This is a genomic window from Bacillus sp. PS108, from assembly GCF_037963335.1.
GTDB lineage: Bacteria > Bacillota > Bacilli > Bacillales > Bacillaceae > Bacillus > Bacillus subtilis.
This window is the reverse complement of the sequence record NZ_CP150155.1, coordinates 543,809-556,693: the sequence shown is the minus strand read 5'-3', so window position 1 is coordinate 556,693 and position 12,885 is coordinate 543,809. Positions and strand designations below refer to the sequence as shown.

The following is a 12,885-nucleotide window of genomic DNA, read 5'->3' as shown; positions in this document are numbered from 1 at the left end:
AGTGAGAGGAATGCGAAAGAAAACAGTTCAAATAATGATATCTCATAGTCTCATGATTGGTTTATGGGCATCTGCTTTTCCGGGAATTCGCGCAGGACTAGAAGGGTACACACCAGAACACCTTGCTTTATGTCGTTTGTTAATCGGCTCTATGGCATTATTGCTTTTTGCTGTTTTGACTCAGATGCGCCTACCCGACTTGAAAGACATTCCTGCCATTTTTCTTTTAGGATTTTTAGGATTTGCACTCTATCACATTTTGCTGAACATCGGTGAAAAAACAGTTAGTGCCGGAGTTGCAAGCTTACTCGTTACTACGGCACCGATCTTCTCAGCCATGCTATCCCGCCTGTTTTATAAAGAGCATTTTGGATTTACGAAATGGCTTGGCTCTATGATCAGTTTATTGGGTGTATTATTGATTGCATTTGGGGCGGGAGACTTTACATATTCAATGAGCGGTATCTTGGTCATCCTGCTGGCAGCATTTTCGGAGAGTATTTATTTCGTTTTTCAAGCCCGCTATATAAAAAAATATGGTTTTATTCCATTCGTTACATTCACCATTTGGGGCGGAACAATACCTATGCTTGTGTTTCTGCCAGGCTTAGGCGAAGAGATGATGAACGCTTCAATAAGCGCAACTTTGTCTATCGTTTACTTAGGATTATTGCCGACGGTTATTCCTTACTTCGCACTAGCATATGTCACTTCACTCGTCGGTGCTTCAGAAGCAACCCTTTCACTTTATGTTACACCGGCTTTAGCCTTGATCATATCTTGGATCTGGATCGGCGAAATACCCACACTGCTCTCTCTGCTAGGCGGAGTGGTTACAGTTGGCGGGGTATGTTTTACCTACCTAAAAGTAAATAAAATGAATAAGATTTTCATCACCCATTTTTCTGCTAAAAGGGTAAAAAAACTCTAAAACAAAAAAGATACCAACATCGGTTGGTATCTCCTTTTAAGGTTTTTTCATTAAGGTTAGCCAGAGTAGTAAATAGTGTATTCCGTTACCGTCTTAAACCCTAGTTTAGCTGCTAATGCAATGGACGAATTGTTGCAGATATCACAATCCCAGCTAGGAACAATCCCATTTTCCATACAAAACGCTATAAACCTATTTGCTACGCAATAAGCTAACCCCAGTCCTCTATATTCCTCAAGTGTATAGATATCCATTTCCGCTCGATTATGCCCTAAAAATATAGAAGTACACTCACTTACTACATGATTGCCATGTAATACGGCAAATCCAAAACCTTTTGAAGCAAACTGTGAGACAGAATTCCAATACTCCTCATAATAAGCGCTGTTAAACGCTGTGCTGTGTGAAATGATGTCTTCGTCTATTCTTTTCAATACAAGCCCCTTTGGCAGTTGCAAAGTCTTTTTGGAATATTTTGGTTGATAAGAAAATGCAGCTCTTCTCATTTGGTTCAAGTCATCTTTCAGTATGGGTTTCAGTACGCTATCCCATGTATCACTGGAAGAAAACAAGGTAAATCGTTTTGATGATTTCACTTGTTCTTCATAATATCCTGCAATGAAATCATGAAAATCCCGATTCCCTTGGTCTCCCGCTATAAAATAAATGCCTGATTCAGTTCCTATAAAAAACGATTTAGGAAAGGTTTGATCATCTGCATAAACAGCTCCCGGAATGGTTTGGTCTAATATTGAATAGACAAATGTGGGACAATATTTGTCATCAAACATCGTTTTTAAGCTACTGTATTTTTCTTTTGTTAATTCCTGCAAAACAGACAACTCCTTTAAAACACCGTCTCCTTCATGATTCTGTTCACAAATCAATTTTCCTCTGTCACCAGCTAAATAACTTCCCTGTTACGAATCTCAGACTAATAAAAACAGGTGTCTGCACTCAGCTCGCAGACACCTGTTGAACAACACATTGCATTATATAACCCAAGGAAACGCTAGTATATCGATTCTTTATTCCCCAGTTACAGCAAACTGTTTTAAACGGTCACCAATTTCATCACGGACCCTTTGGAAACACTTCTTCTGTTCCGTGTGCTTTTGCCGGATCATCAAATTTCTCCGATGTTTGATTTGAAATATCAATCCCTGCTTCTTTCATTGCTTTGACAGCACTCGATGTCATCCTTGAGCTTCGATTCCTGCGCTGTACACATTCCACTTAGCCCCAAGGTATTTTCTCCCCCACCCTTCAGCCATTTGGCTGCGGCAAGAGTTACCAGTGCATTGTTTTCCTTGATATAGTGACCTTGTCCTTTTAGAAACAAGAATGGATTATCAGCAGCCAAATATACAGGCCGACAAGTGTGATCAATAAAGTGGGTATCGTGAGGATAATTCCTGTTTTAAAATACGTGCCCCAGGAAATCTTCATACCTTTGTGCGAAAGAACATGAAGCCATAATAATGTCGCTAAGGAACCAATCGGTGTTATTTTAGGCCCTAAATCTGAACCGATCACATTTGCATAAATAAGCGCTTCTCTCATCATCCCATGTGTATCTGTACCGGCAATGGCCAATGCGTCAATCATAACAGTCGGCAAGTTATTCATAATGGAAGAAAGAATCGCCGCAATAAAGCCCATTCCAATTGTCCCAGCAAACAATCCTTGATCAGCTGCGGCTTGAATCACATCTGAAAGGACATCCGTTAATCCGGCATTTCGGACACCATACACAACAACGTACATGCCAATTGAAAAGAATACGATAGCCCATGGCGCCTCTTTCACCACTTTCTTTGTATGGACGGCCGGACTCTTTTGCGCAGCGATTAAGAAAATGATTGCAATGCTGCCCGCTACCACTGATACAGGGATAGAAAAAAATTCACTTGCAAAATATCCAATTAACAGCAGCCCTAAGATATACCATGACAGTCTGAACATGTTTTGATCTTTAATTGCTTCAACAGGTTTTTTAACCTCAGTCAGATCATAGCGTTTTGGTATGCTTTTTCTAAAGAAAAGGTAAAGTACAATGATGCTCGCCAGCAGCGAAAACAGGTACGGGACAACCATTCTGGATGCATAATCAATAAACGTAATATGAAAATAGTCCGCTGAAACAATGTTGACCAAATTGCTTACTACAAAAGGAAGCGAAGTGGTATCCGCAATAAATCCGCTGGCAATGATAAAAGGAAAAACTAATTTTTCATTAAAATGTAATGCTCTGACCATCGCTAATACGATTGGTGTCAATATAAGAGCTGCACCGTCATTTGCAAATAACGCGGCGACGATAGCTCCTAATAGAGATACATAAACGAACATCCGCACACCGTATCCTTTTGCAGCCTTAGCCATATGAAGCGCTGCCCATTCAAAGAAACCGATATTATCAAGAATTAACGATATCAGTATGATGGCCACAAAAGCCAAGGTCGCATTCCAAACAATCCCTGTCACAGTTAACACATCATGAAAATTGACAACACCTGCTATTAGAGCTAAAACTGCGCCTCCACAGGCTGACCACCCTATAGATAAATTTTTCGGCTGCCATATGACCAATACTAGAGTTAATAAAAAGATGAATACTGCCAAAATCATTGATGTCAATCTAATGCCTCCTTACTGGCAACACGCTTGAGTTTTCTTTTGTTTGATATGGTTTAACAATTCATCCTCTTGATCAATTTGATGTAAGATCAATTGCAATGTATCAAACTCAGGACAGGAACCATTTATTGAATAATAACGCCATTGGCCTCTTCTGTCCTCATTCACAAAACCTGCGTTTTTTAATTTCCGCAAATGCTGGCTTATGGCGGGCTGGCTCATTTCGAACATATCAACCAATTGACAGACACAATATTCTTTTTCAAGAAATAATCTCATCATTATAAGCCTAGTTTGATCACTAAGTGTTTTCAAACAACGAGTCATCGCCGCAACATCAATCGTCATATGAGCTCCTCCTTCCCAAATCAATATATAAGCAAATCGTTATATACACGCCAAATGATTATACATTCCCCTTTACGTTTCCATATGTAGCGCTCCGTATATCTTAAGGATCAAAACTTTGAAACGAAAACCTGAGTCGCTCCCCGCGTTTCCTTAGCGCCCCCGTCATTATATAAACTTTTATTTATATAAACAATCCCTTATATTTGGAACATCAAATATTCCGGTATAAATATTAGACTATTTCAGTTATGGGAGTAGTCATAGAGCCCAAGATGAAAATAGACAGATCCTCTGGATATTAAAAAACAGGTCTCTTTAGAGGCCTGTTTACATTGCAAGTATTTTTTCCATTGCCATGACACCTACATAATGGCCATCGATTTTCCCCTGTTCTTTAAATACTCCAACTTTGCGATATTCCATTGAAGTACAGGACACTTGTTCCAATCGATGAAAAGGAAATGTAATAATATGTATTCACGATTGAATGACTTCTTTTTCGACATCCGATAAGAGAACTTTTCCCTCGATGATTCCGCTCAGCAACAAAAATCTTATATTTCACTGTACGATGGAACCAATTTGTCATATAATCCGCAGCTTTTGCAGTTCTTATCAGCTACATACTCTCTGTAGCAGAGGTAGCTTGAACTCCCTTAAACGCGTTCATCACCAAATCATGCACATAGGAATCATTCACCTCATCCCCTGTTATAAGCAGACGATAGAAAATTGGTCCGTAAATGAGATCTATGCTTACTTCAATATCAAGATTCTCTCTCAATTCACCTTTCTGAATCCCCTTTTCTAGAAGGCCTTTCGCTTGGAGGCGGCGAGGCTGGAAAAATCGCGTGCGATATTCTTCTGCCAATTTTTCATCCAACTGCCCTGCACCTATTAATTCCTTAATAACGGTTCCTTCCCGGCTTGTCAAAAACCTAGCTAAATTCGTGGCGTGGGTTACTATATCTTGTACTGACGACCCTGTATCAGGCACAGGCAGCCTGTCCGTCGCGGTCGAAAGAAAGCTGTCCATGATAACGGCAGCCTTGTTAGACCACCATTTATAAATCGTTGCTTTACTCACTTTCGCACGCTCGGCAATTTTATCGACTGTCACCGCATCGAAGCCTTTTTCCAGCAATAGGTCATAGGCTGCAGAGAGAATCGCCTTATGCGTTCCTTCATCACGCGGCCGCCCTCGTTTACTCTGCACATGAATCATTCCTTCCCGCAATATAAACTATACGTTCAGTATACTTAATCTGAATAAAAAAAGAAAACAGAAACCTATTTACAAAACTGAACGTTTAGTATATTATTTTCCTTAATCAATGAAACTGAACGTTCAGTTTATAAAATCACTTGTGTTGAGAAGTCATGATTACACTCAAAAAACCACTTAAAAAGGAGTTCATTCTTATGGCTAATGGAAACAAACAAGCAGGTCAGAGGATCTCACCCAGTTTAACCCTTCTTCTCGCAACAGCATGCGGTATCATTGTTGCTAATCTTTACTATGCACAACCCTTGGTCGGATTAATTAGTAAGGCAATTGGACTTTCTCCAGGCAGTGCTGGATTGATCGTCACACTCACCCAAATCGGATACGTTGCCGGCTTACTATTCCTTGTCCCTTTAGGAGATATTATCGAAAACAAAAAACTTGTCGTTGCATCGCTCCTTCTAAGCGCAGCGGCTTTGACACTAACAGCATTTGTGAAGCATGGAACACTGTTTTTAGCAGCTGCGTTTTTCGTCGGATTGGGATCAATCGCAGCCCAAGTGCTTGTTCCATTTGCATCATACCTTGCATCAGACGCTGCACGCGGCCGGGTTGTTGGCAATGTCATGAGCGGCTTATTACTCGGTATTATGCTTTCCCGGCCGATATCCAGTCTAGTCGCTGATATTTGGGGGTGGAATGCAATATTTGCTTTGTCCGCCATAGTAAGTGTTGTCCTGGCCATCGTATTATCAAAAGTGCTACCTGCCAGAAAACCAACAACAAATACAAACTATACGGCATTACTCGGTTCAATGTGGAAGCTGCTGCGCACGACTCCAGTCTTACGCCGCCGTGCCATCTATCATGGGTTTGTATTTGGAGCTTTCAGCTTGTTTTGGACGACTGTTCCTTTATTATTGTCCGGTCCTGCTTTTCATTTTTCTCAGAAGGCAATAGCACTCTACGCATTGGTAGGCATTGCGGGTGCAGTCGCTGCACCAATAGGCGGCCGTCTGGCTGATCGCGGCTTGACCCGGATTGCCACTGGAATCGCTCTCGGTGTTGTCATTGTCTCTTTATTACTGCCGCTCATGATTCAGAGCAGCTCCCCCTTCGGCATAACAGTTCTAGTGGCTGCCGCTATTCTGTTAGATATGGGCGTATCTGCAAACCTTGTGCTCAGTCAACGTGCCATTTTTTCGTTGGCGCCTGAAATTCGCAGTCGATTAAACGGATTATTCATGGCAATCTTCTTTCTAGGCGGTGCTATAGGGTCATCTATTGGAGGATGGGCATATGCCTCAGGCGGCTGGAGTACAGCACTATGGATTGGTATCGCTTTTCCGGTCATCGCTTTGCTTTATTTCGCCACAGAGAAATAATCTTTCACCAAAATGGCTTATTTTTGGCAGAAAAAATACCAAGGGTTTTGACACCCTTGGTATTTCTATAATTCAGACCTTTACGGTTACACCCTCAAGCCCTCAAAAAGTGTTTTTGATTATATTTATCGGCGGCATGTCAGTTAAGGTCATTCTTTTTTCTAATGATGATTGAGATTTCTAAAATTGCTGCCCTTCACTTCAGCTACATCATACACGGTAACAAAGGCAGTTTTATCAATATCATTAATAATTTCCTTTAGTTTGGTTTCTTCTAAACGGTTGATGACACATGTGATTTCTTTAAATTTCTCGTGGGAAAAACCCCCGTAAGCTTCTTTATATGTGGCGCTTCGGCCTAATTGATCACGTATTGTCTCTACCATTAATTCAGGTTGGGTTGTAATAATTTGAAAGGTTTTAGAGCCGCTTAAGCCTTCCTCCACAACATGAATCACTTTGGATGCAATGTAGTAAGCAATGACTGAAAGCAATGCCCCTTGTAAGCCAAATACTGTGGAAACAAAAATAAACACAAATAGGTTTAAGAATAGAATGAGATCGCTCGTTCCGAAGGGCAGCTTTCGGGATAGCAGCACAGCAAGCATGTCAATACCATCTAATGCGCCGCCATTACGCAGCGCCAGCCCCATTCCAAATCCAAGGATAATCCCGCCGACAACGGTAATTAACAGGGTATCTCCTTCTATGATAGCGGGTGTGTGGTGGAAAAAGCTTGTCCCCGCGGCAAGCGATACGATTCCGATAATTGATAATAATGCAAAGCTTTTCCCTATTTGCTTATATCCTAACCAGACGAATGGAATGTTGATCACAGCAATCAAAATCCCCAGCGGCAAGTTGAATAGCTGTGAACCAACGATGCTCAGACCCGTCACCCCTCCATCAGATACACTGTTTGGAATGAGCACTGTTTCTAGTCCATACGCCGCTATGATTCCTCCAATGATAACCATGATGATTTGGAAAATCATTTTCGCTTTAAATTTCTTATGTTTTTTGGTTGTATTCATACCATTCCTCATTTCTCAAATATTTCGTTATATTTAAATATACCATAATAGATATTTTCAGCTAAAAACATGCGTTTTTTTAAATAAAGTAATTAACAGTAAGGTAACCCTCTTTGACTTAGAACATTCATGTACCGTGCCGCCTGTTGAGCAAGCGGCCCCTTTCACTTCAGATCGTGAATCGCCCTCAAACTTCAACACCGAAAATCCTAATTTATTCTGATATGATACTTAAAAAAGGAGGTTTGATTACAATGAATAACCTGTGCCGCAGTAAACAAGCCCCATTTGAATACACCTTATCTCTTATAGGGGGCAAATGGAAAATGAGAATTCTCTATGAGTTAGGGTGTGAAAAAACGATGAGATACGGCGAGCTGAAAAGAGCTGTGCCCTTAATCACCCATAAAATGTTAAGCGCACAGCTTAAGGAATTGCAAACTGACGGCCTTATTCATCGGACTGAGGTTTCTCAAACCCCACTGAAAGTAGAGTATTCGTTATCTGACAGAGGGCGATCTTTGTATCCCCTCATAGATGAAATGTGTAAGTGGGGAATGGCACAAGGAATGCCTCATATGTAAAACTACTTACAAAAAAGTGCGTACTTGTTTCCCATTGAGAGGAATTTTATACTGAATGAAAATGCTTCGTGTGGAGGAAAAAATGACAAAACAAGTCTATATCATTCATGGCTACGGAGCCTCCTCAACAAATCATTGGTTCCCTTGGCTGAAAAAACGCCTGCTCGCAGATGGGGTCAAAGCAGACATTTTAAACATGCCTAATCCGCTCCAGCCAAGACTTGAGGATCGGCTGGAGACACTCTCTTTATATCAGCACACTTTACATGAAAATACGTATTTGGTTGCGCACAGCTTAGGTTGCCCCGCCATTTTGAGATTTTTGGAACATCTTCAATTACGAAAACAGCTTGGCGGAATCATACTTGTTTCCGGCTTTGCCAAATCATTGCCCACTTTAAAGATGTTAGATGAATTTACACAGGGATCGTTTGATCATCAAACAATCATTGAGTCCGCGAAGCACCGTGCTGTCATTGCTTCTAAGGACGACCAAATTGTGCCTTTTTCATTCAGCAAGGATCTGGCACAACAAATTGATGCTGCGTTATATGAAGTTCAGCACGGAGGTCATTTTCTAGAAGATGAGGGATTTACTTCTTTGCCTATTGTTTATGATGTTTTAACCTCTTATTTTTCAAAGGAAACTCGCTAACATCTTTCACCCATCTGCTTCAATCGAGCCCGCGAAAAGCGGGCTTTCTGAGTTATCGTTTGATCAATACAGATAACTCACCTTCAAACACTTTTACTTCTTTTTGATTATAAGTAGATAGCAATACAGTGAGTATTCCCAATTCATTTCTCTTTGGCTGCTTATCAAGAACCTCAACAATTGTAAACAATTCATCATCCGGATATACGGGTTTTATGAATGTCATATGATTCATCTCTGTTCCGGCTATAATATCGTCTCCATAGAAACCTTCTTCAATCCAAAGTTTAAAAGATATGGCCAGTGTTTGTATGCCGGAAGCGATAATTCCATTAAATCTGCCTTTACTCGCTTTTTCTTCATCTACATGCATATACTGAGGGTCAAATTCACCCGCAAACCGCATAATATCATCTTTTGATACTTTTAATGATTTCGTTTTGAAGACCTGGCCAATTGTAAACTCATCTAACTTCATTCTTACACCTCTATTTTTTCAATTGTCTATTTTGTTTATTTTAGCACTGTGATGAGCAAATAAAAAATTCTGTTTTTCGCTAAACAGACGTATCGTGGCCTGAACTGCAGGCACTCATCATATACTTAAAAAATATTGAACAGCTCTCAACACTTAGTCGTCACTTGGCCGTTTTGCTAAACTGAAAGCTCCCTCATATCTTCCAGGCAGCCTTCAGTTTTTTTATGCCTTCTCTTATGTCGGATTCAGAAACTCCTGCAAACCCGAGCGAGACCGTTTTTGTAGGAGGATGATGTTGATAAGAAAGAGAAACAGGATAAATTTTTACTCCATGTTTTTTCGCCTTCTCAATTAACTCTTTTTCACCAAATGGCAAATAAACGTCAAGTAAGATACGAAGCCCAGAGTTTTCTCCGCGAATTCTGACATGCTCTCCTAATTCCCTTTGCACTGCCTCTAATACAATGGCTCTTTTTTTGCGGTAAAGTTTTCTCATTCTGTTGATGTGTTTTTGCCACTCTCCATTTTTTATAAATTCAGCTAGGGTTAGCTGACTGTGGCAGGACACTGTTTGCTTATATAAGGACGTGATTTCATGCCCCTTTTTTAAAAGAGGCGAAGGAAGAATCATATAGCTGATACGCAGCGAGGGCAAAAGAGACTTAGAAAAAGTGCCCATATAAATGACACGGTTATGCTGATCAAGCCCTTGCAGAGAAGGAACCGGCTGTCCTGTGTACCTAAATTCCCCGTCATAATCATCCTCTATGATAAAGGATTGATTTTCGGCCGCCCATTTGAGCAGCTGAATTCTTCTGTTGATCGTCATGATTGTTCCCAGCGTAAATTGATGGGAAGGTGTGACATATACAAGGTTTGGCTGCTGTTCTTTGATCTTCTGTATACAGATTCCTTCCTCATCGACTGGTATCGGAACAATATTCATGCGATTGGCTTCAAAAATTTTGCGTGCTCTTGGATAACCAGGATCCTCATACCCTATAGAAATATTCGGCTCAAAAACTTGGCACAAGATTTGCAGCAGAATAGGGTTCCCGGCACCTATAATCACTTGTTCAGGGCCGCAATGAACACCCCGAGATTGATACAGGTACTCTGCAATGAGTGTTCTCAGCTCAAACTCTCCTAAAACATGTCCCGGCCGATAAAGCTCGTGTCCATATTGGTCTAAGCTATTGACCATGCTTTTTCGCCATGCGGAAAAAGGGAAGTAAGAAGAATCTACATTCCCATAATGAAAATCAATCCATTGTTTATTTTCTTCTGCTTCTTGTTGAATGGGTGTTGTGCTTGGCATTCTATCATAAGCAAAATCAGAATCATGATAATCAGCAAACCACCCGCTTCTTGGCTTGCTCACAATATAGCCCTCAGCAGCGAGCTGTTCATAGGCACGTTCTACAGTCGCTTGGCTGATGGAAAGCTGATTCGCCAGGAGTCTTTTTGAAGGAAGCTTCATTCCTTTTTGAATACGGCCCCGATGCATGTTTTCTTTAAAATATCTGTAAAGCTGCTGATAAAGCGGAATATCCAGAGTTCTATCCAAAAAAGGCGTGATATCCATTTGCGCGTTGTTCTCCTAACTGGTATGCATTTTTTTATGAAAACTGGCTGTTTATAAAAGGCCAATTCCAGTTTATAGTCATTGTAATCCTTAGCTGCTGGTTTTGTTAAGAAAATACAGACAATGAACAAGAAAGATATGTGGAGTGATTGTAATGAACAAACGAACAAATGGCTGGATAAATGGTTTTATAGGCGTACTCATTTTCAGCGGCTCGCTGCCTGCGACCCGTTTGGCTGTGTCGGACTTCGATCCGCTGTTCCTCACCGTATGCCGCGCTGCGATAGCTGGTGTACTGGCGGGAGGTCTCCTTCTCATCTTCCGGCAGCAGCATCCTGCCAAAAGAGACCTCATTTCATTATTAGTGGTAGCGTTTGGCGTAGTGATTGGTTTCCCGTTGCTGACAGCTTTAGCGCTTCAGCATGTCACATCCGCACACGCCATTGTCTTCATTGGACTTCTTCCACTCGCAACGGCGGTCTTCGGCGTACTGCGCGGGGGTGAACGCCCTCGGCCCGTCTTCTGGATTTTCTCAACCGTTGGCAGCTTGTTAGTAGCAGGTTTCGCCCTCATTCAGGGGGGAGGTTCATCCCCGCTTGGCGACGCGTACATGCTGGCTTCTATTGTCGTATGCGGTCTTGGTTATGCGGAAGGGGCAAGGCTTTCACGGCGTCTGGGGAATTGGCAGGTGATCTCATGGGCACTCGTTCTGTCGCTTCCTCTTATGCTGCCATTGTCGTTCTTTTTTACGCCGGACTCATGGTCGGCGATCGGCGTTCCCGCATTGCTCAGTCTTGCATATGTATCCTTATTCAGCATGCTGATCGGCTTTGTGTTCTGGTATCGAGGTCTTGCCCAAGGCGGAATTGCGGCGGTTGGGCAGCTCCAGCTTCTCCAGCCTTTTTTTGGACTGCTGCTTGCCTCAGTGATTCTGCACGAGAAAGTGGGCTGGGCACTCGTAGCAGTAAATATCGCCGTTATCATGTGCGTTGCGGCTGCACGGCGATTTGCAAAGTAAGGCAGACCTTTAAGCATAAACTTCAAAAATGCATGAAAGTATAAAAATACCAAGGGCCAGCAACCCTTGGTATTTTGTATGCGATCGAGGAGACTTGAATCTCTCGCTTAGACAAATAAGTCACCTTCTTGTTCCTAACGATTCGCAACACCCATTTACCTGACGCCATTATAAAATCCGCTCTAACAAATCCCCCACTTTTTCTGCCATGACACGAGGCGGATAAGGCATTTCGTTTTTTAACCACCATTCCACTACCCCTACGTAAGCATTTGCTATAAATTCAACAATGACATCTTCACTTTGGCCGTAATTCTTGCCTTTCGTTACATCTACATCTTTCCTGAACTCTTCGATATTAAACTTAAGGAACTGACTGCGAAAATATCGAGCGCCTTCACTGGCTAACATCGTCGAAAAGAATAAATAATTACTCTCAAGGTATTCCATGCAGTGTACAGTCGATTCAATCCAGTCCATTTCAGCTGCCGACTCACAAAAATCCCCCATGTTGTTTATATGCTCTTCCATAATTTTTTCTAATAGATCAAATTTATCTAAGTAATGAAGATAGATTGTTCCCCGGTTTACATTTGCCCTTTCAGAAATTTCCTTAATCGTAATATGATCAAAACTTTTTTCAGTCATCAGCTCAATCAGAGCTATTTTAATAGCCTCTTGGCTTTTGGTTATTCTTCTATCCACTTTGGACATAGCTTTTCACCAAACTTTCTTAAGATAATCAACAATTTAGAGTGGAATGTTGAATAATCAACAAATCGCCTGAATGTAACCATTGTACACACCATGTTTGTATTTACAATAATAAATAAAAGCTGATAGTGAATCATGCTTTTTCCCGAATGAAGTTATTGTCCATTTTAGTTAGTTGAGAATTATTTTGTAAACACAAAGAAAGGGTGTTATTTCAAAATGCAGAGAAAATGATGAAATTAGATCACTTATCCTAAAGGTACTCTAAATTCGAATTTGATCTGC

13 protein-coding genes and 1 pseudogene are annotated in these 12,885 nt (G+C 41.2%); 5 read left to right on the top strand and 9 right to left on the bottom strand.

Translation table 11 applies throughout. The features are described from left to right. The first annotated feature begins 10 nt into the window (after positions 1-10). Positions 11-931, top strand: coding sequence for an EamA family transporter (locus NSQ16_RS02880; RefSeq protein WP_119899053.1), 921 nt, complete (start codon positions 11-13; stop codon positions 929-931). A gap of 56 nt (positions 932-987) precedes the next feature. Here the strand turns inward: NSQ16_RS02880 and NSQ16_RS02875 are convergent, their stop codons facing one another. From NSQ16_RS02875 to NSQ16_RS02855, 5 genes and pseudogenes are all read right to left on the bottom strand, one after another. Further along, positions 988-1,773 (bottom strand): GNAT family N-acetyltransferase, encoded by a 786-nt coding sequence (locus NSQ16_RS02875; protein ID WP_339232734.1) that lies wholly within the window; start codon positions 1,771-1,773, stop codon positions 988-990. A gap of 186 nt (positions 1,774-1,959) precedes the next feature. Beyond that, positions 1,960-2,205: pseudogene (locus NSQ16_RS02870) on the bottom strand (hypothetical protein). Between the two features lie 58 nt (positions 2,206-2,263). Further along, positions 2,264-3,571 carry an arsenic transporter gene (locus tag NSQ16_RS02865; protein ID WP_003243030.1) on the bottom strand — a complete coding sequence of 436 codons (1,308 nt, stop codon included), beginning with the start codon at positions 3,569-3,571 and terminating at the stop codon, positions 2,264-2,266. A gap of 12 nt (positions 3,572-3,583) precedes the next feature. Beyond that, positions 3,584-3,919 (bottom strand): metal-responsive transcriptional regulator AseR, encoded by a 336-nt coding sequence (gene aseR, locus NSQ16_RS02860; protein ID WP_015482851.1) that lies wholly within the window; start codon positions 3,917-3,919, stop codon positions 3,584-3,586. Between the two features lie 622 nt (positions 3,920-4,541). Next, complete coding sequence (locus NSQ16_RS02855) at positions 4,542-5,138, bottom strand: TetR/AcrR family transcriptional regulator (RefSeq protein WP_015715300.1); 597 nt, start codon at positions 5,136-5,138, stop codon at positions 4,542-4,544. Between the two features lie 206 nt (positions 5,139-5,344). Between NSQ16_RS02855 and NSQ16_RS02850 the strand changes: the two genes are divergently transcribed. Then, complete coding sequence (locus tag NSQ16_RS02850; protein WP_015715299.1) at positions 5,345-6,532, top strand: MFS transporter; 1,188 nt, start codon at positions 5,345-5,347, stop codon at positions 6,530-6,532. 161 nt (positions 6,533-6,693) lie between these two features. Here the strand turns inward: NSQ16_RS02850 and NSQ16_RS02845 are convergent, their stop codons facing one another. Beyond that, on the bottom strand, positions 6,694-7,566 hold the full coding sequence (locus NSQ16_RS02845) for a YitT family protein (RefSeq protein WP_230488136.1): 873 nt from the start codon (positions 7,564-7,566) through the stop codon (positions 6,694-6,696). A 254-nt stretch (positions 7,567-7,820) separates the two neighbouring features. Between NSQ16_RS02845 and NSQ16_RS02840 the strand changes: the two genes are divergently transcribed. Together NSQ16_RS02840 and NSQ16_RS02835 are read left to right on the top strand one after the other, a co-directional pair. Further along, positions 7,821-8,150 carry a winged helix-turn-helix transcriptional regulator gene (locus tag NSQ16_RS02840; RefSeq protein WP_085186811.1) on the top strand — a complete coding sequence of 110 codons (330 nt, stop codon included), beginning with the start codon at positions 7,821-7,823 and terminating at the stop codon, positions 8,148-8,150. An 82-nt stretch (positions 8,151-8,232) separates the two neighbouring features. Beyond that, positions 8,233-8,805 (top strand): alpha/beta hydrolase, encoded by a 573-nt coding sequence (locus NSQ16_RS02835; protein WP_085186868.1) that lies wholly within the window; start codon positions 8,233-8,235, stop codon positions 8,803-8,805. Between the two features lie 52 nt (positions 8,806-8,857). On the opposite strand, the gene NSQ16_RS02830 is transcribed toward NSQ16_RS02835, so the two are convergent. Together NSQ16_RS02830 and NSQ16_RS02825 are read right to left on the bottom strand one after the other, a co-directional pair. Continuing rightward, complete coding sequence (locus NSQ16_RS02830) at positions 8,858-9,283, bottom strand: MaoC family dehydratase (RefSeq protein ID WP_003234221.1); 426 nt, start codon at positions 9,281-9,283, stop codon at positions 8,858-8,860. Between the two features lie 193 nt (positions 9,284-9,476). After that, positions 9,477-10,868: a PLP-dependent aminotransferase family protein gene (locus NSQ16_RS02825; protein WP_230488137.1), complete on the bottom strand. Its 1,392-nt coding sequence runs from the start codon at positions 10,866-10,868 to the stop codon at positions 9,477-9,479. Between the two features lie 154 nt (positions 10,869-11,022). Between NSQ16_RS02825 and NSQ16_RS02820 the strand changes: the two genes are divergently transcribed. Beyond that, positions 11,023-11,886 (top strand): DMT family transporter, encoded by an 864-nt coding sequence (locus tag NSQ16_RS02820; RefSeq protein ID WP_128422105.1) that lies wholly within the window; start codon positions 11,023-11,025, stop codon positions 11,884-11,886. A 168-nt stretch (positions 11,887-12,054) separates the two neighbouring features. Here NSQ16_RS02820 and NSQ16_RS02815 read toward each other — a convergent pair whose 3' ends face one another. Continuing rightward, positions 12,055-12,600: a TetR/AcrR family transcriptional regulator gene (locus NSQ16_RS02815; protein ID WP_015252737.1), complete on the bottom strand. Its 546-nt coding sequence runs from the start codon at positions 12,598-12,600 to the stop codon at positions 12,055-12,057. Positions 12,601-12,885: the final 285 nt, after the last annotated feature.

Bases quoted from the DNA above. Each gene is read 5' to 3' on its own strand.
- NSQ16_RS02830 (WP_003234221.1), bottom strand. From the start codon at position 9,283: ATGAAGTTAGATGAGTTTACAATTGGCCAGGTCTTCAAAACGAAATCA.
- NSQ16_RS02840 (WP_085186811.1), top strand. From the start codon at position 7,821: ATGAATAACCTGTGCCGCAGTAAACAAGCCCCATTTGAATACACCTTA.
- NSQ16_RS02825 (WP_230488137.1), bottom strand. From the start codon at position 10,868: ATGGATATCACGCCTTTTTTGGATAGAACTCTGGATATTCCGCTTTAT.
- NSQ16_RS02850 (WP_015715299.1), top strand. From the start codon at position 5,345: ATGGCTAATGGAAACAAACAAGCAGGTCAGAGGATCTCACCCAGTTTA.
- NSQ16_RS02820 (WP_128422105.1), top strand. From the start codon at position 11,023: ATGAACAAACGAACAAATGGCTGGATAAATGGTTTTATAGGCGTACTC.
- NSQ16_RS02845 (WP_230488136.1), bottom strand. From the start codon at position 7,566: ATGAATACAACCAAAAAACATAAGAAATTTAAAGCGAAAATGATTTTC.
- aseR (WP_015482851.1), bottom strand. From the start codon at position 3,919: ATGACGATTGATGTTGCGGCGATGACTCGTTGTTTGAAAACACTTAGT.
- NSQ16_RS02815 (WP_015252737.1), bottom strand. From the start codon at position 12,600: ATGTCCAAAGTGGATAGAAGAATAACCAAAAGCCAAGAGGCTATTAAA.
- NSQ16_RS02880 (WP_119899053.1), top strand. From the start codon at position 11: ATGCGAAAGAAAACAGTTCAAATAATGATATCTCATAGTCTCATGATT.
- NSQ16_RS02835 (WP_085186868.1), top strand. From the start codon at position 8,233: ATGACAAAACAAGTCTATATCATTCATGGCTACGGAGCCTCCTCAACA.